At 46.8% G+C, this 26,280-nt stretch carries 18 protein-coding genes; 3 read left to right on the top strand and 15 right to left on the bottom strand.

Going from position 1 to position 26,280, the window contains the following annotated elements:
• The first annotated feature begins 138 nt into the window (after positions 1-138).
• Together VM802_RS06370 and VM802_RS06365 are read left to right on the top strand one after the other, a co-directional pair.
• A complete protein-coding gene (locus tag VM802_RS06370; RefSeq protein ID WP_325528981.1) occupies positions 139-3,252 on the top strand; it encodes a SusC/RagA family TonB-linked outer membrane protein in 3,114 nt (1,037 codons plus the stop codon).
• An 18-nt stretch (positions 3,253-3,270) separates the two neighbouring features.
• Positions 3,271-4,983, top strand: a complete 1,713-nt coding sequence (locus VM802_RS06365) for a RagB/SusD family nutrient uptake outer membrane protein (protein WP_325528980.1) — start codon at positions 3,271-3,273, stop codon at positions 4,981-4,983.
• A 156-nt stretch (positions 4,984-5,139) separates the two neighbouring features.
• Here the strand turns inward: VM802_RS06365 and VM802_RS06360 are convergent, their stop codons facing one another.
• The 7 genes from VM802_RS06360 to VM802_RS06330 all read right to left on the bottom strand — a co-directional run bounded on the left by VM802_RS06360 (position 5,140) and on the right by VM802_RS06330 (position 16,139).
• Entirely contained in the window at positions 5,140-6,732 is a 1,593-nt protein-coding gene (locus VM802_RS06360; RefSeq protein ID WP_325528979.1) for a S41 family peptidase, read from the bottom strand.
• Between the two features lie 14 nt (positions 6,733-6,746).
• Positions 6,747-8,369, bottom strand: a complete 1,623-nt coding sequence (locus tag VM802_RS06355; protein ID WP_325528978.1) for a thiol-activated cytolysin family protein — start codon at positions 8,367-8,369, stop codon at positions 6,747-6,749.
• A 9-nt stretch (positions 8,370-8,378) separates the two neighbouring features.
• The gene (locus VM802_RS06350; RefSeq protein WP_325528977.1) at positions 8,379-9,506 is read right to left on the bottom strand and encodes a thiol-activated cytolysin family protein; all 1,128 of its coding nucleotides are present in this window, start codon (positions 9,504-9,506) and stop codon (positions 8,379-8,381) included.
• Positions 9,507-9,838: 332 nt separating this feature from the next.
• Positions 9,839-12,997, bottom strand: coding sequence for a TonB-dependent receptor (locus VM802_RS06345; protein WP_325528976.1), 3,159 nt, complete (start codon positions 12,995-12,997; stop codon positions 9,839-9,841).
• A 109-nt stretch (positions 12,998-13,106) separates the two neighbouring features.
• A complete protein-coding gene (locus VM802_RS06340) occupies positions 13,107-14,597 on the bottom strand; it encodes a hypothetical protein (protein WP_325528975.1) in 1,491 nt (496 codons plus the stop codon).
• 304 nt (positions 14,598-14,901) lie between these two features.
• The gene (locus VM802_RS06335; RefSeq protein ID WP_325528974.1) at positions 14,902-15,300 is read right to left on the bottom strand and encodes a DUF1634 domain-containing protein; all 399 of its coding nucleotides are present in this window, start codon (positions 15,298-15,300) and stop codon (positions 14,902-14,904) included.
• Positions 15,301-15,302: 2 nt separating this feature from the next.
• Positions 15,303-16,139: a sulfite exporter TauE/SafE family protein gene (locus VM802_RS06330; RefSeq protein WP_325528973.1), complete on the bottom strand. Its 837-nt coding sequence runs from the start codon at positions 16,137-16,139 to the stop codon at positions 15,303-15,305.
• Between the two features lie 142 nt (positions 16,140-16,281).
• Between VM802_RS06330 and VM802_RS06325 the strand changes: the two genes are divergently transcribed.
• Positions 16,282-17,115, top strand: coding sequence for a CvfB family protein (locus VM802_RS06325; RefSeq protein WP_325528972.1), 834 nt, complete (start codon positions 16,282-16,284; stop codon positions 17,113-17,115).
• A gap of 6 nt (positions 17,116-17,121) precedes the next feature.
• On the opposite strand, the gene VM802_RS06320 is transcribed toward VM802_RS06325, so the two are convergent.
• The 8 genes from VM802_RS06320 to gad all read right to left on the bottom strand — a co-directional run.
• Positions 17,122-18,561 carry a hybrid sensor histidine kinase/response regulator gene (locus VM802_RS06320; RefSeq protein WP_325528971.1) on the bottom strand — a complete coding sequence of 480 codons (1,440 nt, stop codon included), beginning with the start codon at positions 18,559-18,561 and terminating at the stop codon, positions 17,122-17,124.
• A gap of 55 nt (positions 18,562-18,616) precedes the next feature.
• A complete protein-coding gene (locus VM802_RS06315; RefSeq protein WP_325528970.1) occupies positions 18,617-20,038 on the bottom strand; it encodes an MDR family MFS transporter in 1,422 nt (473 codons plus the stop codon).
• Positions 20,035-20,382 (bottom strand): hypothetical protein, encoded by a 348-nt coding sequence (locus tag VM802_RS06310; protein ID WP_325528969.1) that lies wholly within the window; start codon positions 20,380-20,382, stop codon positions 20,035-20,037. Before VM802_RS06310 ends, VM802_RS06315 begins: the two co-directional genes overlap by 4 nt.
• On the bottom strand, positions 20,375-21,328 hold the full coding sequence (locus tag VM802_RS06305; protein ID WP_325528968.1) for a DnaJ C-terminal domain-containing protein: 954 nt from the start codon (positions 21,326-21,328) through the stop codon (positions 20,375-20,377). Before VM802_RS06305 ends, VM802_RS06310 begins: the two co-directional genes overlap by 8 nt.
• Positions 21,329-21,403: 75 nt before the next feature.
• Positions 21,404-22,420 (bottom strand): glutaminase A, encoded by a 1,017-nt coding sequence (gene glsA / locus VM802_RS06300; RefSeq protein WP_325528967.1) that lies wholly within the window; start codon positions 22,418-22,420, stop codon positions 21,404-21,406.
• A gap of 17 nt (positions 22,421-22,437) precedes the next feature.
• Positions 22,438-23,730, bottom strand: a complete 1,293-nt coding sequence (locus VM802_RS06295) for a DcaP family trimeric outer membrane transporter (RefSeq protein WP_325528966.1) — start codon at positions 23,728-23,730, stop codon at positions 22,438-22,440.
• Between the two features lie 16 nt (positions 23,731-23,746).
• Positions 23,747-25,180, bottom strand: coding sequence for an amino acid permease (locus tag VM802_RS06290; RefSeq protein ID WP_325528965.1), 1,434 nt, complete (start codon positions 25,178-25,180; stop codon positions 23,747-23,749).
• 27 nt (positions 25,181-25,207) lie between these two features.
• The coding region (gene gad, locus VM802_RS06285) for a glutamate decarboxylase (RefSeq protein ID WP_325528964.1) at positions 25,208-26,280 on the bottom strand (1,073 nt) is incomplete at its 5' end.

Below are 26,280 nucleotides of genomic sequence, written 5' to 3'. Positions count from 1 at the left end.
AAAACAAACGAGCTATCGGTTCATGCAAACGTTATCATACAAAACAGGAAAAGATCTGCAGACAGGACTTCGCTGAAAAATACTGATACAAAAACTAACTACCCTTATCTCATTCCATCATTCTATCAAAAAAACGTTATGAATTTCCTAACCTGTCCATGTAGGTGGAGCTTACTGCTCCGCAGGCTTCGTAGCACGCCTTCATCGTGCCTCGTGCTGCTGATATTCGTATACATGCCGACGTTATATGCACAACAACCGGCTGTAAATATAAAGGGGAGAGTGACTTCCCAAACGGGCGAACCGCTGCCAGGCGCCAACATTCTCATTAAAGGAAGCGGTAAAGGTACTGTAACCACCGCCGACGGCAGTTTTCGTCTGGAAGCCCCTGCCGGTGCGTCCCTGCGTATTACCTATACCGGCTTTATCGCCCGCGAGTTGAAAGTAGAAGGCTCCGGTATGAATAATGTAGCCATCGCGCTGACAGTAGATAAAGGTAATCTCAACGAGGTAGTGGTAGTGGGTTATGGTACACAGAAGAGAGCAGATGTTACCGGCTCCATCACCTCTATTAATTCACAGGCGCTGCGCGATATACCGGCAGCCAATCTCAGCTCCATCCTGAAAGGACAGGGCGCCGGCATCGACATTCAGAAAAACAGCGGTAACAGCAAACCCGGTGCAAAGCCTACCATCCTGGTCAGAGGCTCCAGGTCCCTGAAAGCAGGCAACTCCCCGCTTTTCGTAGTAGATGGTATCCCCTATAATGGAGACATCAACGATCTGAACCCTGACGACATCACCTCTGTAGATATTCTCAAAGACGCCTCTTCCACCGCCATCTATGGATCCCGTGGTGCAAACGGCGTAATACTTGTAACCACCAAACGTGGCCGCAGTGGTAAAGCAGTGATCACCTACAGCGGCTATGGCGGCTTCGTAAAACCGTCCGGCAGATATGATCTCATGAATGCAGAACAATATGCCAGCCTGAAAAAATGGGCTTACTGGAACGGCACCCAGGACCCTCCGCTGAAGTACTCCGGTCCGGATGATCCGCAGATATTAGTAGACGGCTTTGATGCTGAAGAAAGAAGACAGCTCGCAGCCGGCAAAAGCACCGACTGGCAGGACCTCATCTATCGCACCGGCATCATGACCAACCACCAGCTGGGCATCTCAGGAGGTAATGAAAAAACACAGTTCAGCGCATCCGCCGGATATTACAAGGAAACTGGCGTATACTATGGACAAGGATTTGAGCGCTTCACCATCAAGGCCAGTGTAGATCATGAAATCAATAAAATATTCAAGGTGGGCGTCAGCACCCTCAATAACTTTTCCACAACCAACGGAGAAAGTGCCAATCCTATGGGACAAGCCCTGAGAGCCAGCCCTATGGCTCCTGCATATGACAGCAACGGCGCCGTGATCAATGATTTTCTTGCAGGCAGTCAGAAACAGATCTGGAATCCATTGGCCAATTTCCTGCCAGGTGCCGTTACTGAAAAAAGAAAGCGTTCCGGTACATTCACCACTGCTTATCTGGATATAAACATTCTTCCGGGCCTGAAATACCGCTTCAATGGCGGCGCAGAGATAAAGAGCGAGAACTATGGCGCCTTCTCCGCCAGTAAAACCACCGATAATCTCGGTAGCCTTAATACCAGCAATAACGAGTATACTACTAATATCAACTATACATTGGAAAACCTGTTGATCTATGACAAACAGTTCGACAAACATCACGTCAGCTTCACCGGGCTGTACAGCTTACAGGAATCATCCAATCAAAATAACAAATACAACAACAACGCAATCCTCTCTGACGACCTTCAATACTTCAATGCTTCCTATGGCCTGAACCTCGCCGGCAGCGGCACTGAAACCAAATGGGACATTATTTCCTATATGGGCAGGGTCAATTACAGTTACGATGACCGTTACCTGCTCACGCTCACCGCGCGCAGTGATGGCAGCTCCCGTCTTGCACCGGGCAACAAGTTCAAAGGCTTCCCTTCCATTGCAGTAGGGTGGAATATTCACCGTGAAAAATTCCTGGAACATTCCAGAGTAATTAACAACCTGAAACTGCGTGCCAGTATTGGCCGCACAGGTAATACCGCTATCAATCCGTACCAGACATTAGGCGCTTTGTCCGCCATCAATTATAACTATGGCTCAACCAATGTGACCGGGGTGTATATCAATACTGCCCCGAACCCTTCTTTACAATGGGAATACACCGCTACTACCAACGTAGCGCTGGACTTTGGTTTCTTCAACAACAGGGTCAGCGGTACTGTAGAAGTGTATAAACAGAATACCAGCAATCTGCTGCTGCCACTACATTTGCCGGGGACCACAGGTATTCCCGGCGACGTGTTGGTAAATGTGGGTAAAACAGAGAATAGGGGAATAGAATTCCATGTGGCCACTGTAAACGTTCAGGGTAAACGCTCCGGCGATCTCACCTGGACATCCGATCTCAACTTTGCCATCAACAAAGGACAAATCACCGAACTATACAACGGCATCCAGCAGGACATCTCCAATAACTGGTTCGTGGGGCAGCCCATCGGCGCCTACTATGATTATAAACGTACAGGCATCTGGCAAAACACCAAAACTGATTCACTGACAGCCGCCGCATACAAACAAAAGACAACCGGTAACTCCTCTGTGATCGGTACAATACGTGTAGCAGACATCAACGGCGACAGCACCTTCTCTGATGCGGATAAAACCATCACCGGTTCTCCGCAGCCATCGCTGGAAGGTGGTATGACCAACCGTTTCAGCTATAAGGGTTTCGATTTTACGGTGGTGATACATGCAAGAATCGGTGGTATGATCAATAGTAAACTGTATGGTGGCGGATTTGCCAATACTTTCCAGGGGAATTACAACAACCTGAATGTAAACTATTGGACACCCACCAATGGTGAAACCTATTTTCCAAAACCCAATCAATCACGCACACAAACGCAGTACAACTCCACATTGGGTTATATAAACGGTACATACCTGAAAATACGCAGTATGAGCCTCGGTTATACAGTGCCGCCTTCCTTTGTACAAAAGCTCAGAGCGCGCTCGCTGCGTGTCTATGCAACAGTACAAGACCCGTTCATTTTCCTTTCAGAGTACCGCAACAGGTTTCATGGCGTAGATCCCGAATCAGCCGGCAACATCAACGCTGACACCCCTGCCACCTGGTCCATGCTCCTTGGTGTAAACCTTACTTTATAATTTTCAAAAAGGCGAGTTATGAAAAAAATATTGTTCGTGCTAAGTATATTCACTACCGCAGCCTTTATCAGCAGCTGCAACAAGATGTTGAACGAGACGCCCCGCTCCGTACTTGTACCGGAATTCTACAAAACAGCCCAGGGCGTAAAAGCCGCACTGGATGCATCTTACGCAGGCATGCGCACCGTATGGGGATGTGAAGACTATTTCTCCATGACAACTCCCGGCACTGATGAATTCAAAAGAGGTAATGATGGTAACCAGAACTTCATGACCTACGATCCGCAACTACTGCCCAGCGACGGTAAATTCAAAGCCCAGTGGAACAACTGCTATACATATATCAACACCTGTAACGCTGTACTGGAATTCGCACCCGGTGTCAGTGGTATTGATCCGGAGCTGAAGAAAAGATTCGTTGCTGAAGCAAAATTCTTGCGGGCAAACTATTATTTCGTGCTGGTGCAATTATGGGGAGATGTAACACTGACAAAGAATTTTCAGAACACAGCGCTGACTTCCGCCAAGAGAGATCCACTGACCGATGTGTATGCATCCATCATTCAGGATCTGAAAGATGCTATCCCAGACCTGCCGCCCGGCCCCAAAGGAATAGACCCAGGCAGAGCCAGTGCTGCAGCAGCCAAACATGCGCTGGCTAAAGTATATCTTACAAGAGCCGGTAGCAAGGCGGCCAAAGGCACTGACTATACAGATGCCGCGGCTACGGCCATAGACCTGCTCAATACCGCTTCTTCACTGAGCCTCTTTCTCCTGCCCGACTTTGTTACCGTGTTCGCAGAAGGAAATGAAACCAACGCCGAAGTTTTATGGACCGTACAACATACGGCCAGTCTGGCTTACAATGGGTCCCCTAACCAGGACAGCCGTACACCGGATAACATGTTGGTACACTTATTCGTGCCGCAATATGAAAAAGTAGATGGCATGCAACGCAATATCCGCGACGGCAGACCCTACATACGTACCGTGCCTACCAAATGGCTGACTGATACCGCTTTCGCCGAAAGAGTAAATGATACGCGCTTCTATAAAAGTTTCCAAACTGTATGGTATTGCAACAACCCATCCAGCATACCCGTATGGCCTAACCCGCTGCCACCCAGCGCTCCGGCGGGGGCGCAGCCAGGCGCACCCAAAATGAAACTGGGCGATACCTGTATCTATATGCCACAAGGCAACAAAACAGATGCCCAGATCGCAGCAACGCCATACTCGTTGGTGCCTTCTCGTAAGTATTCAATTAAGCTATCGCCGGCTTTATCAAAGTATGTAGACACCAAACGCTCAGACATGAATGCGCCGGGAATCAGACCTATCATCGCTTTCAGGCTCGCAGAAACCTATCTTATTGCTGCAGAAGCACTAATGATGAGTGGCCGCGCCGGTGAAGCGGTACAGTATGTAAATGCGGTACGCGAACGCGCCGCCTATCCTACCGGCGATAAAACCAAAATGGATATCAAAGCCACTGACCTCAATATAGACTTTATCCTCGATGAGCGCACCCGTGAGCTGGCCGGAGAAAATGTAAGATGGTTGGACCTCGCTCGTACAGGGAAGTTACAGGAGAGAATACTTAAACATTGCGATGATAACGCACGTATTAACTTTCAGGCGCCCAAACACCTGTTGCGCCCGATCCCGCAGGATCAGATAGATGCCACTACTACAGGTCCAAAATATCCACAGAACCCTGGGTGGTTCTAACACAAAGTCTGAACTGTGATTTTTTTGATTAGTATGATGAAGATGATGTACGAAGATAAAAGCGAAATCCATGACCCAAAAGGCCTCAGAGCATATTACTGTCTTCACACATCATCTTCATCATACTAATCAAAAAAATCACAGTTCAGACTTTCCCTATCGTACAAGGTTGATCCTTGTTCCATCTTTCAGTGTAATATTCGATTTCAGCAGACCAGGTTCATTTTCATTCAACTGCAGATCCTTCCACGATGTAGCCCCACGTCGCATAAGTTCTGTTCGGCCATGAGGCTCGCTTTGTCCAGAGATCAGACTCAACGCAGCCTCCAGCCCCAGCTCTCCTCTAACGCCGAAATCCATTAGTGGGTCATCATAAACACTTACATCTGCCTGCATGCCATCATAATAATCGCCCTGCCCGTTTGCATTCACATTCCTGAACATAGAATAGTAGACACTCATATTGCCAATAACAAGCGGGAAGAAACCTACAGGCTTTCCATATGTCTTAACAGGAGTCCGGTTATCTGTGCTGGCACTCATGCCTACAATTTTCATCTTCATATAAGGCTGCAGGCAGCTGATCAGCAACTCTGCCGCAGAAGCAGTATGCTCGCTTACAATAACATATAAGTTTTTAAGAGAGCCTATCCCTCCCATCTTATTAAAGTATACAGTATTCTTTTCTTCAGAATAATCTACATCTCCATATGTGATTGCTTTCCCGTTATAATAAATCGGTAAGCCATCAGCCCCGAAAATAGGCTGCTTTGATAGCAGCGTTGCTTTGCCTGACCTCACCAGATTATTGTATTGTTCTTTTCTCATGACCTTTCCATCCGCATCAAACGGAACCAGCAGGTTCGCAAGGCGATCCAACTCGGTAAGGTTACCCCCGCCGTTATAACGGAGATCCACGATCACGTCAGACACGCCGCCAGCAGCAAAGCCACCGGTAACACGATCCAGATCTTTATAAACATGCTTGACATCTATAAACTTGAGATAAGCGAGATAACCGACTTTATGGCCATCCTGCAAAGACAGAATGGTATCTTTAAGAATGGGTTCAAAATAGTTGGTTCTTTTATAGACGAGGCTATATTGACGGGTCACATTCTGATCGATGCAAACCAAATCCAATTGTGCCCCTTCATTGAAAATCTTTTCTATCATTCTGTAATAAGAAGCAGTTGCTTCAACAGGGTTCCCATTGATGCTGACAATACGCATTCCCCGTCTTATTCCGGCGCGCTCCGCATCGCTTCCCTTAATTACATACTTAATATATAAGGCCTGGTCTTTTACCACTACCATACTGATACCAAACCTTCCGGAAACGTCCATCAGCTTTGCTCCTGCATCAATATCCGGCTCTTTATCAGAAGCGCCGAAAATAGCACTGTACTTTGGTATGGATGGTATCTGCGGATTAAACTCATAAGGCTTGCCTGTGCGATTATTAATAACGATCTGGCTGATATCGAACAACTCTGCCTTGTAGTTCAGTTTACCTTCTGCCGAAACATAGCGGCGCGGATTAAAATCACCTGATGATGGCAACTGCTCATTCCAGAAATAAACCTGGTTGGCATACAGAAAGACTGAATCCGCCAGTAACTGCTCCTTCTTATCAGGTTCAACTACTTTGGGAACGTCGTCATTCTTCTTACAGGATGCTATAACGCTGCAAATAAAGAATACGGGAAGAAGTAAACTCTTCCCGTATTTGTTGTTTATCAGAATCATGTATTACGCTTTATTTATCGTCTTATAGGCGCTAGTACTTTATAAAAATCACCCGGTAACAATACATGAGTATACTCATCTGATGTTGTTGTTGATTCAGTAAGTATCATTGTATCCTCCTGGTAATTCCTATTGCGGACCGTTTCATCTAACAGGAGTCCCGGAACGGCCAGTGGATAATCAGTAATCCTGTAAACGTTGTAACAGTACCCTTTCTCCTCTGTTGTCTTTTCTTCATACGGGAAGCCGCCACCTGGTGATCCATCTACCCTGTATATGTTTTTCTTCACCACCTTGTAGTTGAATCTAACATACAACGGCGGGTTGGTAGGCTTCGTAGCCAGGGCATCAGCGTAAAAACGGATATATACTTTTCCTTTCGTCATATTAGCATCCTCCCATTGATCATCACCGTAATAGGTCCTTTTTGACTCAGTCTTTACACCTTCTGTTTCCATTCTTGCAAATACCGGGTCAGTATAAATGCTTACCCTGAATGTCTGCTTCACAAGACTGTGGTCAGACAGATTGCTCAATGAAAAATAAATGGGCACGCCAGGCTTATCAGCAGAGAATTGCTGGCCTTCCTGTGCCACTTTTAAAAAGGCATCATAGCCTTGAACGGATTTAACGGTAGCCTCACCATCTGTACCTACCAGGAACAAACGCATGTCTGCATGATCAATGATCCGCTTCTCACTTTCTGTAAGGTAGCTGGAACCACTTACAAACAGTGCCTTGTAAGCCTTATTGAATGCCTCGTAAGTAGATTCATAAGATGAATCAGACTCAATAGACATCACGCCCATCCTTCCATAAGTAATAGAGCTGACATAGGTTGGGCTCAGGCCAGCCAGATCAGCGGGATTCACAGACGGATCCAGGAGGTTACCACCATCCGGCAGATCAACATCGATAGTGAAATTCCTTTGAACGAACCGCACATAGATACCAGATTTTTTAGAGATACGGTGTTCCTCGCTGGAAGATGAGCTGGAACTCTTATAAAACAGCGCCCTTGTATTCACGTTGGAACCAAAAGCCGTTTTGATCTCATCATACGAGGTAAAGCGCTCCATACTGTAGCCATAGGAAGCATACTGATTACCAAGCTGGTTATTGTACATGATATCAGAGATAAACTCCCTGGTACCTGACAGGCTGATCTTGCTGATCACACCGCTCACACGTTTTGCAGGAAACGATACAGAAACCTTTAACGGCTTAACCTTGTTCTGGTAAGTCGCTATTGGCTTTAGCGTTAAATCATTGATGGAATTTCCCTGTATCAATGATCCCGCAAATGCGCGCTGCAAATGAGTAGTCTGAGAAATACTGATCTCATCTGAAACGCCAATCACTGTCTTACCAAAACCATCTGTCCAAATGCTATCGCGAAGCTCCACGGTATTTGTCTTCGCCTCATTGGCGGCATCATTCGCACCCATCTCTCCGAATTTCACAACACCGCTTCCGGTTGGAAGATAGTTGTGCGCTTTCAGTTCAATGGTTGGCAGCGAAACGGTAGAAAGCCCTTCAAATGCATTCTTACTTTCAACATCCACATGTTTTTTACACCCGGTCATTACCAGTATAAATAACGCAGCTGTGCCAGTTATTCTTTTAATATTAATCATGAGAGATTATTATTTATTAGGGATATCAACATTGAAGATGGTGCTAAACACAGAGTGGTCGCTTACATGGCTTAAAGTAAAGTAGAGAGGGAAACCAGGTGCCTTTGTGGAATAATTTCCACCTGATTCAATATACTTTCTGAATTCATCATAACCTACAATAGTTTTGGTTACTTCATCGCCTTCACCACCAACAGTTCTTACCATGATACTTGACTCATCAATGATCTTCTTGGTTTGAGCATCCACAGTAACACCACCGCCAACGGTAGACACTTTAAATGCGAGGTTGAAGGCAACTTTCAATGCATCATAAGAATAATTAGATTCTACTTTGATGATACCCATTCTTCCGTAAGTGATTGAACTTACATACACCGGAGAATAGGGAGCCAGTGATGCAGGGTTAACGGTTGAGTCGAACAGGTTACCATCTTCTGGAAGATCCATATCCAGGGTGAAGTTTTTCTGGATAAACTTCGCAATAAGACCTGTGTTCTTCTCGATTTTTTCCTTACCGAAAGAAGCGCCCACAGAGAATAGAGAACCGATACTTACATTAGCGCCGATAGAAAGTTTCAGCTCTTCATAATAAGTAAATTGGTTCATGTCAAACTGAAATCCTACCAGCTCATTACCAACTGGGTTTGCAAACACAGTGCTGATGAAGTTTCTCGTTGCAGAAAGACTGGGCTTCGGGATAGTCGCGGAAACATACTTACCCGGTGCAGAAACAGAAACGGTGATAGGCTTTACTTTACCCTGGTACTGCGACAGCGGTACATACTTCAGTGTAGCGATACCGGTAGATTGCAGTACAGATCCGGGATAAACCAACCTTAACTGGTTCTCAGGTGCCAGCTGTTCATCAGAAGAAAAGACCATTGTCTTTCCATTGCCATTAGCCCATACACTGTCTCTGAGGAATGACAGAATACTCTTCTTGTTGTTCTTCAGTACTTCTTCCAGGCTGATGCTTCCGGCCTTAATGTTTACTACTGCATTAGGAACTTTTTGGAGATCTTTAAAGCTTTTGATCGTCTGTGGGTTTTCAACGTCGGGTTGAATTTCTTTTCTACAGGAACTAACAATAAAGGTCAAAACAGTGGCAGCAAACAATAATTGTTTTCTTTTCATAGTATATATATTAGGTTAATAAACTCACATCAGAAATCCTATCAGATTACAGAAACGGGTTTTGTAAAATAAACAGGGCTAATTTGCTACGGGTCACGGCACAGTACTTGGTCATAGGTTTACTCTGCTCTCACTGGGCACAAATCAACGGGCCGAAAGTAGAACATAAATACATCCGTTACTTTCAGCCAAAGTTAACTTAAAGTTAAGAGCCTGATTAAATTTCCTTGATGCATCGAAAAATGATCATCAAGAAAATTTAATCAGGCTCTTAACTTAATATCGATAAGGTATCCAAATAATCTTGTACTCAAAAATTCCGGGTACAAAAACTAGAAACTATACCTGCAACCAATCTGGAACTGGAAAGGATTACCAGTTGGCTCTACGGTACCATCTGTGTTCACACTATACATAAAGCGCTGGTTATTGACATCAAAGCCGTCTCTTTTATAGATGCCCTGATTACCCAGGTTTTTATAGGTGCCCCATTTTTTGTTCAGGAAGTTTCCTACGTTAAATAAGTCAGCTGAAACTTCGAAACCTTGTTTCCTGTTCTTGCCAAAAGAGAATTTCTTGCTGGCACGCAGGTCAAAGGTACCATAGAAACCATTGATACCCCCATTTCTTTCAGCCATTCTGCCCGCATACTTACGGATATAATCCTTGATACTGGGGCTGGCTTTTGGATTATCCAATACAGCCTGCAGACCATCGCGTACATTCTTGGGAACAGCAGAATTACTTGGATCGAAGATATAAGCCAGATCGTTTGTGCCGTTAACGAAGTCGCCATTACTGTTCACACCGGATAACAGGCTGTAACGCGTACCGCCTATACCGGAATAGCGAATACCCACGTTAAATCCTTTCCAGGTAGGAGACACAGCATAGAACACCACTTTGTGCCTGAACTGGTTATCAGAATAAGTGATATGGCTCAGATCTCTGGGATCATCTTTTACAGGCAGGGAAAGCGTAGCAGAGTTCGCAACGTTACCATTGAAGGAAGTATTGTCTTTGGTATCATTCCAGGTGTAGCTGACTGATACTTCACCATCTTTATAATAGTTGTAAGACAGATCCACCACTACAGCCATCTGGTTTACCTTTCCGCCGCTGTTCAGTTCCAGTACGCGGCCCAGGTTCTTACTGATACGTCCGTCTTTCCAGTTAGGTATTCCGTCCTTGGTCATAGTATTCAACGGTACATATACGCCACGGTTATCTTCATCCTTCAGAGTGAATCCCGGAGTTTGAATCATATTGCGGTCTACATAGAAATAGTTGTTCCTTGCCAGGGTGAGATATCCTGTAATACCGGCTCTCAGCCTTTCGGTGATAAAGCGTGTATAGGAGATGTTGGCTTTATATACTACAGGAACCTTTGCATCAGGACCGTTTGTATTGATGGTAGGTACCTGGAATTGTGCAAGGGTAGGCTTCGAAGAAGGATCGTTACGGAATTTGATAAAATCCGCTTCAGGAACATCAGCACCTCTTACATCCAGTGTGCCGTAGTGTTTGCCGTCAAATGTGAGGTTGTTGATCACCACATAGTTGTTGATATCTGAAGCAAATACACCCGCGCCTACACGGATATAATCGCGGTGTTTCTCCTGCACATCCCAGGTCAGCTGAAAGCGTGGCTGGAGAATAAATGAACGCAGCTTGTTATCAGTGCGGATGCCCAGTTCTTTAAAAACCAGCTCATTGAAAGGAGAAGTAGGATAATGCGCATAATCTCCACGCAGACCTGCAGTGATTTCAACGCCTGTCGCCACTTTAGTCTGCAACTGGCCATAGAAACCAATGTTGAAGATATTGGAAGTAACGCTGGGATCGCTCACCAGTGGTACTTCGCGATAGAAGTTATAAGGTTTGTTGGCCAGGAAATTGGCAATGGTATTGTAGTGGAAACGGCCATTCACCTCACTGCCATAAAGCGATTTGGAGTGTGTGTACATGAAGTCAACACCGAATGTATAACGAATGTTGTTTGTGTTATAATAAAGGTTGTCCACCAGCTGGAATACATTGTTTCTGAATGATTCCTGCGCGAAACGATGGCCTCCGAACTCAACGTTTGTGGAACGGTTGCCTGTTGCGGTAGTAGAGACGATGTTCTCCACAATACCTCTCGGAATGTTGGATTTAGGCAGCTGATCACCTGGTTCACTACTCTGGTAGGTATACAGGTGCTGTACTTTCAGTTCGTTTGTCAATTTTGGATTGATGGATGAACGAAGCGTGAGCAACAAGCTGTTATCGAAGTTGAAATCATTACCTGTTGATTCATACAGGTTGATGGGCGTGTTATCCACAAGACCCAGCTTGTTAATATCGTTGGTGAGGTTATTGCGCAGAGTCAACAGGTTATTTTTATTGATCTGCCAGTCTAAGCGTAAAAACACGGCATCGGATATACGTTTCTTATCAAACGCTCCATACTGCGCCTGATTAGGTGATACCCCATATTTCTCACGACCTATCTGTACGACAGAATCGAGTTTAACTCTGGTGATCTTGAAAAAATCTTCATCCGCAGCTGTCTGTATATCTGCAATAACCAGTGAACGCTTGTCCAGCTGGCGATCCCAGGTGACGAAGAAATGCAGTTTATCTTTAATAATCGGACCACCGAGAGAGAAACCAAACTGGTAAGTGGAATAGTCGGTGGCACGTTTATTACCCTTGATATCGTATTTGCTGGTGAGCCAGTTAGCGCGACCAAAGCCAAACACAGAACCTGTGAGCGTATTGGTACCGGACTTGGTTACAGCGCTCACTGTACCGCCACCACTACGGCCATAGGTCACATCGTACTGGTTAGTCACCACTTTGAATTCGCGCACCGCCTCAATGGAAATAGAATAAGGCGCACCGCTGCGGCTGGTAGTAGCACCGGCAGAAGTGGGGTTCTTGGCGTTCATACCATCAATAGTGAAGTTGGTGGAAGAACCGAGCTGCCCGGAGATGTTTCCGCCCCTGCTCAATGGAGAAAGATCCATCAGGTTAGCGAAGTTCCTGCCGTTAACAGGCATTTTGTTCATCAGCTGGGGAGATACAGAAGTCGCAGCACCGAGGTTCTCTACCTTTCCCTTTGCATTTGCGTTACCGGTAACAGTGATACCGGCAATCTCTTTTACATTGGAACCAAGTGTGAAGCTAACACCTACCACATCGCCCTGGTTAAGGTTGTAACCGGTCTTTTTCTGATCTTCAAACCCCATGTACCTTACAACAATAGAATAAGGCCCTCCGAGCGGAAGTTCTTTGAATACGAAATCGCCTTTCGCGTTAGTGATGGTTGATGCAGTAAAACCGGTTGATTCATTTTTCACCAGCACGCTTGCCCCTGGAAGTGGGCCTTTGCCGGCATCTGTTACTTTACCATTGAATGAAGCCTGGGTTGTTTGTGCGAAAACTCCTGTGGCATAACAGAGAAAGAAAAGAACTACTTGACAGAAAAATAGAGTCTTTTGTCGCATTTTTTTCCCCTAAAGATACTTTTCTAGTATTATGGGAATATTAAATAAATGATGCAGATCACATTAGCCAAGAGTTCTGGCTCCTGGCTAATGTGATCTGTAACAAACGCTAGATCGGGAATACCTGGTATACCGTAGCACCGTTATTGAAAGTAATCTTTATACCAATTGCTATAAAATTGAGCCATCCATTGAAACTGCTGAACGTGTTCCTGAAATTGGGATAAGGACTGCTATTCGCGGTTGCTTCAAACTGGGCCAACGGGGAGAACGGCCCCACTTCATAATTGAACATAGGCTCGTCTCCATTCCTGATATATGCCGCTTCTATTTTGGCCACTTCATTTTTAACATTGGGATTTATAACAAGCGCCTTGGTGACGAAGTTCGGTTCGAAAGTCACCTCTCTGTTATATCCTACCGTTACCTCACTGTAATCAGGTCCGTTTGGATCCTGTACCCATTGCGTGATTGGAGTATTTACATCATTCAGAATCGGCCACTTGATGATATTAATCACGCCCCAGCTAATGTTCTGAAGTGCCCTGTAACCAAGTGTACCTGCCTGATTCTTTAAGTAAACGCTGAAAGAAGTTTTGGGGGATTTCAGTTTGATAGTACCCTTCTGCGAGATTGTACCCGTGAGTTTAATATTGTATGTACCTCCTCCTCCTGATCCAGATGAAAAAGCCGATACAAATTTTTGCAATGCATTGAAGGCCCCTCCGATATTGCCCACAGAAAAACTGGTATCAGTAAAACTGCCTGTAATACCTGTAATAGCAGAGCCAAGCCCATCTAATGAAGTAATCATGTTGATCAGCTTCTGGATACCGCCCAATACAGTTGGCTCAGAACCCTGGGGCTGAATGGTACCATTCAGTTGCATAGATCCATTCAATACAATCTCAGATTCTGCCACTTCCGCCATACCGATATTGAAAGCGAGGTTATCAGGAATATCAGGACTGTAACCTCTTACATCAAAGTCTGCTATCATCCATTCCTGCACGCCGGCAGTGGTTACAGCCACTTGGGTATAAGTGCTGTTCTTTGTATTTGCAATCTTAATGTCATTATAATTTGCTTCCACATTCACAGCAGGACTGTATTTAAATACATCGCTGTAAGTGGTATGATTGGCATAACTCAGTGTAATCTGCTGATATGAAGATAGCACATCATACGTTCTCAGAATACAAACCCTTAAAGTACCCCTGTACTTATTATACAGAAGGACAAAAGGATAGGCATTGGCAACTGTCGGCGTACCAAAATCTCTGGCAACCAGCATCCAGCCACGCGCAGGATACATGTCTGCATTGGCAACATTAGTGGTGCCATAAATCTTCTGCGAACCATCAATAAAAGGGTTTAATGTAGTTACCTCACCAATAGTACCATTGGCATTGTTGAAGTATACTTTCCAGCTTTGCTGGGTCCAATCCCAATTGGGGTCCAGATTAGGATCTCCGGGCATCAGAGGTCTCGTACCTGCAACGACAGGGCGGTCGTGAACTTTAATTTCTTCAGTGGTGTTCTTGCGGCATGAGGCAAACAGCAGGGCAGTAAAGGCAAGCGCCATTGTAAGTCTTTTCATAAAAACGGGATTATGTAATTAAGAATAGGTATCAGAGGGATCAGCATGGCAGCTTAATCAAACGAAACGGATCTTGGTGGTAACAACCTCTTTGCGGGCTTTTCAATCAGATACTCAAAATAATTAGTGTTCGTACTTTATAGGTTCATTAGGCGGCAGGGAGTCATATACAATAATAACACTATGCCATCTATCTTCCAACGACATTAAATCTAAATTAATACAAGGGACGTTTACAAAAAAGAGGGAAACAATTATTTAACACAGGCCGGGCAAGATAACTATACCCGGCCTCCAATCCTGCCTATCCTGCAATCCCGCCCGTCATGCTGAACACTATCACTGCCAGCACAATAAGCGTTATAACAACATAGAGATAATCTTTCTCTATCAGGAATGCTATAACAGAAAAGGCTATACGAACAATAGGCGTAGCGATCAACAACACAACACCAAGCTGAATGATGTTCATCCCCTTGTTGGCCATCACACCCTCTACGATACCGTGCAGGTTGTCAAGCCCCACACGCACGCCATTAAACTCTGTATAGTGAGGCACTTCATGACCATGCCTGAGAAGATAGATGACTCCGCCTATGAATACAATGAGGCTGGAACTGATCACACCTATCCTCAACTGCCTGCCGATCAGCTGCTGTATATCTTTATCCGCCCAATAGTGTTTTGAGAAAAGCCGCTTCATTGCTACAATTTTCCGTTTATGCCATTATAAATCATCTGCAGCGCCAGGAAGGTGATCACCACGCTAAAGACTATACGCAACCATTTTACATTAGCTTTCACCAACAGCTTGGAACCACCAAAGGCCCCTGCCAGCACGCCTAGTACTACAGGCATACATAGTCCGGGACTAATATATCCCCGCTGGAGATATACCACAGCACTGGCCGCCGCCGTTACGCCGATCATAAAATTACTGGTGGTGGTCGATACTTTGAAAGGTATCCGCATGATCGTATCCATGGCCAGCACCTTCAGCGCGCCAGAACCAATGCCCAGCAACCCTGACATAACACCGGCAAACATCATCATACAGTATCCGCCGGATACATGGCGCACCTTGTAGGATACCATTGCGCCATTGTTAGGATAAGTACCATTGAGACGCAGCTGCTTCGCCAGCCGGCTTACGTCCTCATCAGAGGTGTGTTCCTGCTTTTTGCGGAAATTCATCAGAGCAGAGAAGATCAGCACACAGCCAAAGATAATGGCCACCACATTGGTAGACATATACACGGCAATGAGGGCGCCAGCCACCGCTCCCGTAGTAGTAGCTATTTCCAGGAACATGCCCAGCCTGATATTGGTGATGCCTTCCTTTACATAGGCGGAGGCGGAGCCCGAAGAAGTTGCAATAGAAGCTATCAGCGCCGTGCCTATCGCATAGCGGATATCCACATGGAACACAAGGGTGAGCAAAGGGATGATAACTACACCGCCCCCCAGCCCGGTCAACGATCCCAACAGGCCAGCCAGAAAGGCTCCTGCAAGGAGGATCAGTGTGAAGGTTAAAATCGTCATAAATGGTTGGTTGGTTTAGATCAGGATTACAGGTTATATGTCACCCCAACAACTGATGTCTGCAAAAGTAAGCAGAATATGATTCCAACAATCCGGTAATCTATAAGTAACTTGCAGGCTGATAGATTCTAATTTCATTTTTATGATAAAGGTGGGTGATTACAACCTGTTAAGGGTAAAGAAAGAAACAGATTTCGGGGTATATCTCGAAGGCATTGACCAGGAAATCCTGCTCCCCGCAAGGTTTGTACCTCACGGTACTAAGATCGGTGACGAATTGGAGGTATTCCTTTACCATGACTCAGAAAACCGCCTGATCGCTACCACACAACGCCCCCTCGGCAAAGCAGGCGATATTGTAAGCCTGCGGGCGGTAAGTACTACCAAACAAGGCGCATTCCTTGACTGGGGCCTCATGAAAGACCTCTTCGTACCGCAATCGCAGCAGCTTACACGCATGGCTCCCGGCCAGGAATACCTCGTGAAAATATACATCGATGAGCTTACCGGCCGTCTCGCCGCCACCGAAAAGATAGACCGCTTCCTCAGCAATGAGCACCTCACCGTAAAGGAAATGGACCAGGTAGAAATGGTGGTATACCGCCGCACCGACATCGGCTACGTCGTGATCATCAACAATCAGCACACCGGCATACTGCACCACAATGAACTGTTCCGCTCCGTTGAACCCGGAGATAAACTCAGCGGCTTTGTCCGCAGAATCAGGGAAGACAAGATAGATGTAGTACTCGGACAACCGGGCTACAAACGTGTGGAAAACGAAGCCCAGAAAATAATGCGCCTCCTGCAGGAAAATAATGGCTATCTCCCCTACCACGATAAATCTTCTCCCGAAGAAATACAAGAATTTTTCGGAATGAGTAAGAAAACATTCAAAATGACCATCGGCGCTCTTTACAAAGAACGTAAACTGGAATTCACGCAAACAGGGATCAAAGCGGTGGAGGAAGAATAATCTTCCTCACACCAGCGGAAACCCGACCAGGAAGCTGGTTCCTTCTCCAGGCCTACTTTCCACAGCAATAGTACCTTTATGCTGCAGTATTATATTCTGCGTGGCCGTTAATCCCAGTCCGGCCCCTTTTGTTTTACTGGTGTAAAATGGCTCAAACAGCTGGGGAAGGTTCTCCTGCGGAATGCCACTACCGGTATCGGTTATACGAACAAATGCATTGTCTTCACGATGGAAACTTTCCACGGAAAGCAGACCGCTTCCGGCTTTCATGGCTTCGATGCCATTGATAATAATATTAAGGAAAGCAATCAGTAACTTTTCTTCGTCAGCCATAATCAGCAATTCATGTGAGGAGAGCCTCATTTCCAGGCTGATACCGGATAGCTGCATACGGTCTGCCGCCTGAGACACCGCCTTTTCCACCAGCGTATTGATACGGTGCGGCTGCATATTCAGCTCTGAAAGCCGCGTAGATTCCAGCAGTTCGGACACAAGCTGATTGATACGATGACAGTTTCGCTCCATAATATCAAAATACATCTGCGCCTCTTCATCACCAGGATCATATTCATCTTTCAACTGCGACACCGCCAGCAAAATATTGGTGAGCGGGTTCCGCACTTCATGCGCCACCAGGCGGGCAATACGGCCTGTGATAGAAAACTTTTCCTGCTGCTGCTTTTCCCTCGCTTTGCGTTTCTGCTCTGTTACATCCTGGATAATACATAGGTACAGTTGTTTCTTGGAATCCAGCAAGGAAGCGTTTACCATCACATCCAGCAACTGTCCTTCCTTGTTTTTGAATACATACTCCTGGTGTACAACTCCCTGCTCAGTACAAAGCTGATCAAGGAAAGCCTGTATCTGCCCGCCATCCGTGAAAAGCTCATTGAGATGGTTACCGTAAAGCCTCTCCTCGTCATACTTCAATATCCGCAGGGCAGCACGGTTAGCCGCTACAATCTTATGTTCGCAGTCTGCCAGCAGGATGATATCATTTGATTTTTCGAAGATGGAGAAGTAACGCTTCTCGCTTTTTTCTATTTCCAGAAGATGGGAGAATTTATCGAGCGTATAGCGGATGGCCCGTTCCAGCATTGTTGCGTTGATCTCGCTCTTTACGAGGTAATCCGCCGCCCCTGCCTGCATCGCTTCCTTGTCTATGTTATAATCACCTTTACCTGTGAAAAGAATGACCGGGGCTTTATAACCCAGTCTGCGGAAGTGATGCAACACATCGATCCCGGTATGCCCTCCCAGGCGATAGTCTACAAGATAGAGATCATGCGCCCTCGCCTCAATAGAGATCAGCGCTTCAGAGTAGGAAGACACCCACTGCAACACGTACTGATCTGGTGAAATATCCTGCAGCAGCGAATTTACAAGGAAAAAATCATCCTCATCATCATCTATCATCAACAAATGTTTCTTACCACTGATTGTCATGAAGGTGGGAAATGTTACTGCAATGTTTACCAATAATCATGCGCAAATTACCAGATCAGGTATCGATATGCGCTTCTGTATCTTTCCTCACCACATTCCTGCGCGGCAAAAACCATGCAGGGACAAGTGTTACAACCAATATCACCAGGGAAATATAAAAGCCCTCCTTCAGTGCCAGATGATGCGCCTTCACGGAAGTAGCCCCTTCCAGCACATGCCTGTTAAAGGCGTTCTGCGTAATAATAGCCAGCACGGCAATCCCTATGGCCCCGCCCACCTGCTGCATCAGGGTGCTTACAGACGATGCCATAGTTACTTCACTGGGACGGACAGCACTCAGAGTGGCCGCATTGAGGGGCGCCAACAGGAATCCCATCCCGAACCCCCTCACCGTCATAGCTATCAGCACTACCCATATATTACTGCCTTTGTCAAGTATAGCAAACAGGTACATAGAAACGGCCAGCAGCGCAATTCCCAGCATAGAGATCTCCCTCGAACCATGCTTGTCAGACCATTTACCTGCAAACGGCATCAAAGCCGCCATGAATATCGAGTTGGGCAATATCAGCAATCCTGATATACCTTCTGAAAAACCCATCTGGTCCTGCAACAGGAAAGGCATCAGGAATAATCCGCCATACAGCGCTGCCGCACGCGATATCGTAACCAGTATACAGCTTACAAAGGAATAGTTGCTGAAAAGATGCAGATCTATGATCGGTACGCTCTTCCGGCTGTCTATCCAGACAAAAGCCACTAGTGCCACAAGAGACACTGCCAGCGTCGCTAATATCTCCGGCGACGACAACCCCAGCACTTCTGCCCGTGCAACGCCATATTGCAGGCACACCAGAAAAATGGTGAGCGCCGTAAAACCCGAAATATCAAACGGCAGCTTCACTTTAGGCTGATTGCGCAATACTCCCAGGTATTTGAATCCCAGCCACACCGTGATAATGCCTATCGGAAGATTGATCAGGAAGATGGAAGGCCAGCCGAACTGCTGTGTGAGTACACCTCCCAAAGTAGGTCCCAGTGCAGGGCCTACCAGGTTGCCCAGCCCCCACCATCCTAATATAGCCCCGCGTACCCTCGCTGGGAATATATATGAGATAATGGCCATGGAGGTGGGCGCCATAGCCCCGCCACCCAGTGCCTGTATCACCCGGCCAGTAAGCAGAGACGGTAAGTTGGTGGAAAGTGCACACAGCAGGGAGCCAATAGTAAACAAAGATATAGCACCGATGTACAGGTTGAAAAAACCAACCCTGTTCTTCAGCCAGTTGGTCAGCGGCATCAGCACGGAAAAACTCAGCATGTAAACAGTAATCACCCACTCAATTTCACTGAGGGTGGAATTGAACTGCTTACTCATAACGGGCAGGGATATATTGACAATGCTGGAATCGATACCCGCCATCGTTGTCCCCATAATGATGACTATCAGGATACCGTTTCGGTTCACATCTCTCATGACCGGGCTTTCATCATAAATATAAGCTGAGCCTTAGCTACAAGCGGATTCAGCGGATTACAGTTAATCATAAAAAGATAGGTGGCCAGTTCTGAAAGTTCCCAGTCAGTGATCATTTCACCATCCCTGAAACAATATATTTTGTGGAAATTATAACTTACCGGTATCTGCAGCGCAGCGCAGGCATGCATAGCTCTGTCCAGTGGCTCCTGCACCATAGCGAGTTCTTCATAACCAAGCTCCTTCATAATCTCACTCACAGTATATAGCAGCGGCGGGTTTTTCATCTGGGAAATCTTTTCAGTGGCAATTACTTCTTCCAGGTAATCAAAAAGTTTAAGCATGACCATTCTCATTTTTTAGTTGTGAAAGTTGCTGAAACAATTCTTTCTCCTTGTCAGAGAGCTGTGAGGGAATATGTACGACTGCTTTCAGATAAAGGTCGCCTGCTTCGCCCCGATGATCATAGGCTGGCATGCCCTTGCCTTTCAGCCTGAATACTTTTCCGCTGTCGGTGCCTGCTGGTATATTCATATTGAGTGCCGGCCCCGGCGTAGAAACGGTGATCTTCCCCCCTAATATCGCTGTATACAAAGGTACTGCCAGATCTGTATAAATATCTTTCCCCTTCAGCTCATATTGCGGATGCAGGGATAGCTGAATAGTGATCAGCAGATCTCCGCTCTCTCCCCCCTTACGGCCCGGAGATCCCTTGCCCTTCAAACGTATCACCTGGCCTTCATGAAGACCCGGTTTCAGCTTTATATTGATACGGCTACCACCCACTTCCACCTGTCTGGTACCGCCGTTATAGGCATCTTCCAGTGAAACTTCCATGGTTGCCTGCACATCGCGGCCGCGGGCTGGCCCCTGCTGCCGGCGGCTACCGCCCGAAAAGCGGCTGCCAAAAAGTTGTTCAAAGAAATCGGAGAACTTTCCTTCACCTCCACCATTGCCAAAAAGGTCTTCCATATTACCCTGGTAGGTATAACTATGTCCCTGTTGCCCGCGGCCACCATACTGCGACCAATCAAAATCTTCCGGGCGTCCGCCATGTTGCTCATAGTACTTGTAGTTCTCTCCGAACTGGTCATACTTCTTCCGCTTATCTGCATCACTCAGCACTTCATAGGCTTCATTTATTTCCTTAAACTTCTCTTCTGCTGTTTTGTCGTCGGGATTCTTGTCAGGATGATACTTTACAGCAAGCTTGCGGTACGCTTTTTTGATCTGATCTGCTGTTGCGGTCTTGTCAACTCCTAATACCTTGTAATAATCTTTCACTTCCATACGTATAAAAACAGATAATGATTAAAACTTGTTCAGGTGTTTACAAGGCCGCAAGAAATATACCGCATTTCATTGTTAACGTCCGGAGTCGAGCAGATTCAGTTTCAGCCGGTTGATCATGTATTCCAGCGTCTTCTGTGCTTTTACACTGTTGCCAGCCTTATCGAGCGGCGGTGAAAAAACAGCAATGGCCAGCTTTCCCGGCGCTACTGCAATAATGCCGCCGCCAACGCCGCTTTTGCCGGGTATACCGGTATGGTACAACCAGGAACCCGTATTATCATATAGCCCCTCCATCATCATCGTGGCCAGCACCTTGGGGCATAGCGCTGCGTTGATCACTTTCTCCCTGGTTACAGGATTCATACCTCCATTAGCCAGCGTGCCGGCCATAACAGCAAGGTCCCGGGTCGTGGTTCCATAGGAACAGGCTTTTGTGTAACGGTCTACGGCATCATCTACATTATCATAAAAGCGGCCATAGGAATACAGCAGCCAGGCAATTGCCCTGTTATGCTGATTGGTAGCCGTCTCCGAAGCATAAAGCGGTTGTATTACCGGCAGGCGCCTTCCTGCAAACTTCGCGAAGATATTATCGATCTTTGTCCATTTCTCTGCACTGCTGCTGCCAGGTACAAAGCTGTTGGTAGCCATGGCGCCTGCATTCACCAACGGATTCACGGCCCTTTGCGGTTCCAGCTCAACGGCCATCACCGAATTGAAAGGCATACCGGTAGCATTCACACCAATACTGTCCTGTATAGCCTGAGCCCCGCGTTCCTGCATCGCCAGCGCCAGTACAAACACCTTGGAGATAGACTCAATACCAAATTCAAATTTGGTGTCTCCCACTTCCAGTACCTTACCGTCCGCTGTACAAACAACAATACCATACAGGTTGGGATTAACACTCGCCAGGTAAGGAATATAATCAGCATTGGCGCCGCCGCTGGTACCTTTGAATTCATTGTAAGCAGCCTGCATCACCAGGCGGATATTCTTTTCCGATAAAGTACCTTTCTGCCCATATGCACCTCCACCGGCCAGTAACAGGCAGATGATTACCAGTAAAGCCGTGTTATTTTTTTTCATATAGAAAGATTTAAAACTTAGAATTTATACATCGTGGAAAACTGTAGGCGGCTGTTATCTCCGTATTGATTATCTATTGTTATTCTCTTTCCATAGAGATACTCTATTCCTACTTTTACAAAAGCAGAGGGGTAATATAACAGGTTAACCACACCGTATTGTGTAGACTTGAAATCAATACCAGGTTGATAGCTTTTATTATCCAGCTTCAGATAACCGTAACCAATAGTTGTGCTCAGCTTGTCACTCCACCAGTGATCATAAAACCCCATCAGCGCCAGCACAGGAATATTCTCCGCTTCCGTTCTGTTTTTCGTGGCCGCATCATAACCCTGACCGCCCAGGTCATTGAAATAACGTGCAATCCCCTGTCCGTACGTAGCCTGACACACAACGTTGTCCTTCGCCTTCGCACTCACTTCTACCACACCTGTAAGATTGAACCCCCAGCCTATATTGGTTTTCTCGCGGCGAATGTAGTTATCATACGTGACAGGATGAAATAACCCTGCCAGCTGAATATGGCTGGCACTGCTGAAGTTATACCTGTATTGTGCTACCACATCAGGGAAGAGCGCCCTGGAGTTAAGTCCCGAATCAACAGGGAAACGTGTGTCGCTGCCAGGATTCTCCACACTCAATGCCAATGTGGATTTTTTATTCAGGGGTTGTGTAAAACGCAGCTGTACCTGCCTTACCAGCACCATTGCATTGGGGCCCTGGTAATCAAGAATGTTGGGAAATACATCAATGTCCATGAAAGTGCTCCAGTACTGACCTCCGCCCCATTTGCCCAGCTGGCCCCAGGCATGACGGAGCCGCGGCACTGCCGTACCATTGGAATTGAACAGATCCAGCTCCAGGATGGTAGTCAGCTGCCCGAGCCGTGTTTCCGACGCTGAAGCGATAGTAAACCTTGTCTGCCGCGGGGAAAAGGTAAGCTGCCCTTTGTCTTCATTGCTGATAGGGATGAAAGAAGGTGTGAAAGCATCCTTTGCACCGGGTTGCTTGATGTCATAAATAAAATCTCCCTGTACAAATCCACCGATAGTCAGCTTGGTGTTAAACACATCTGCCACCACGAAACCACCATAGCGTCCGGACTCAAGGCTGCTTCTCGTTTGTGTTCTGCGTTGCGGCTCCGGGTGTCCTATCCGTCTCTCAATGCGCGCCATTTTTGCTTCCAGGCTGTCAATCCTTCTGATTAGACTGTCGTTGACATTTTGTGCCTGCACAGCCTGCGCATAAAACAATATATACGTAACCGTTATTATACTCCTGTAACACCGGCGAAATAACTGTGTGATCATAGGGGAAAATTTCTGGTCACAGATGTGTATGTGGATGCCTCGCAATTAACAGCGGTACTCCTACAAATATGATAGTGCCGGCCGCCACCAGGCCCACATACATACCCGGGCTCCCCACCGGCAGCTGCGTAGGCGGAAAGAAAGCCACAACGAAGGCAAACAACGTAGCCACAAAACCCATCCCCGCAAAAAACCACATCCCGGCATTGCCTCCCGGAACCCTGTATGCACGAGGCAGATCCGGCATGGTGTAACGCAGTTTAATACCAGTAGCATACATGTACATATACATGATGAGATAAAGCCCTATCGTTAAAGCACTGAGCAGGAAGAAAGCAACACTTACGTTGTCCATCACAAAGTAGAGCGACGACAGGATAGAAACGATAATCCCCTGCACAATCAGGATATTCTGCTGAATACCGTTTTTATTCACCTTCGACCAGAAAGGTGGCAATACACCTTCTTTCGCCGTCCACAGTAAACCTTTGCTGGGACCAGCGATCCACGAAGTAACACCAGCCAGTACACCAAAGGCCGCCAGCAATCCAATGATACCCGTCATCCACGGCATATGATAGAAAGTGAAGATGCGCTTGAATGCCTCCATCAACCCCGCTTGCAGGTCTATCTGGTCATAAGGCAGTATAGTGGCCACCGCCAACGATCCGAAGGTAAAGAGCAGGAAAATGATTATCCCTGCAAGACCGATAGCTCTCGGGAAATCTCGCTGTGGATTTTCCAGCTCCTGGGCATGCACCGCATGTACTTCCACTCCCGCAAACAACAGCAGGATACCAGCAAGGAATGCAATATCGCCTATGCCCGCAATGTAGGGGAACAACCGTGGATGTACCTGCCCGTCAACCACTCTCGCTACGGCCTTCTCCGTTGCATCAGGATGCAGGAACTCAATAGGGTTGCCCTGCACAATGTACAGTATAGCGATCAGGATAATCACCACTCCCGGGATCACCGTGCCCAACACAAACCCCAGACTGGTAACCTTGCTGATCAGCGATGTCCCTTTAAATGCCAGCAGAGTAGCCAGCCAGTAAATAGCAATGGAGAAGATGCCCACGAAAGTACCGTCGCCGGCCAGTTCCGGCTTACCAATCAGGTAAGCAATGCATGCGGCAGCAAATGCCAGCACCGTGGGATACCATACCACATTCTGTATCCATTGCAGCCATATGGAAAGAAAACCCGCCTTTGCTCCGAATCCGGCCTTCACCCAGGAATATACGCCACCGCCCTTATCACCGAAAGCACTGCCCAGCTCTGCAGCCACCAGCGACGCTGGGATGAGATACAGGAATGTGGCGAAGCCTATATAAAAAAACATCGTCAATTCTTCTTTCGCCATCATAGGCAAGCCACGCAGGCTGATGACTGCCGCGGCAGTCATCAGTGCGAGGCTGGTAGTGGTTATTTTTGCATTACCTGCCATAATATTGTCAGTTTATAAGCAATGAAATCAGTTGTGCGCGTAGCCTCCGGCTTCTTCTTCTGTAAGTGGGGTAGTGATCGGGTGTTTCTTGAAGTAGTCAATACTGCGCACAATATCATCAATAAGCAAGTCAGCCATATCGCGGCTGAAACCATGACGTACCAGTATACGTTGAATTACGATGTCTTCCATCTTTGAGGGGAGTGTATATGCAGGTACCTGCCATCCGCGCATACGAAGGCGGTCACTCAGGTCATACAGGCTGAAACCCGGATTGGTTCCCGGTTTGATACGCCAGGATGTTCCCGGGAGATTACCTTTGCCATCATAGAATAACTCGAAGTAACCCATTTTATCAATGGCTGCCGCAATGTACTGGGCATGCGCAGAACAGGCTTCCATGATCTTCCGGTAACCGTTCTTCCCCAGTCGCAGGAAGTTGTAGTACTGTGCAATGATTTGTCCGCCGGGACGGGAGAAGTTCAATGCAAATGTAGGCATGTTACCCCCCAGGTAGTTCACGTTAAAAACCAGGTCTTCCGGTAGCTCAGCCTTGTCTCTCCAGATAATCCAGCCCACACCCAGCGGAGCCAGTCCGTACTTGTGGCCGGACGCGTTGATAGACTTAACTCTGGGCAAGCGGAAATCCCATACGAGATCAGGTTGCATGAAAGGAGCTATAAATCCGCCACTGGCGGCATCTATATGCAGTGGTATATCCAGTCCTTTTTCTTTCTGTAGCTGATCCAACGCATCGCTGATAGCCCTCACATCTTCATACAGGCAGGTAAAGGTAATGCCCAGCGTAGCAACCACACCAATGGTATTTTCGTCGCAACGGGCAATCACATCTTCGGGTTGCATGGTGAGCTTTCCTTCCTCCAGCGGCACTTCCCGCAACTCCACATCAAAATAACGGGCAAATTTATGCCAGCATATCTGCACCGCGCCACAGATAAGATTGGGACGCTCAGCCATCCCGAAGCCCAGCTTCCTTCTTTTACGCCATTGCCATTTCAGCGCCAGCCCACCCAGCATTGCGGCCTCGCTGGAACCAGTGGTGGAGCACCCGATAGTAGTACTTGCAGCAGGTGAATTCC

Source organism: Chitinophaga sp. (genome assembly GCF_035538455.1).
Taxonomy (GTDB): domain Bacteria; phylum Bacteroidota; class Bacteroidia; order Chitinophagales; family Chitinophagaceae; genus Chitinophaga.
The sequence above is the reverse complement of the archived record's forward strand: the minus strand, read 5'-3'. Positions and strand labels throughout refer to the sequence as shown.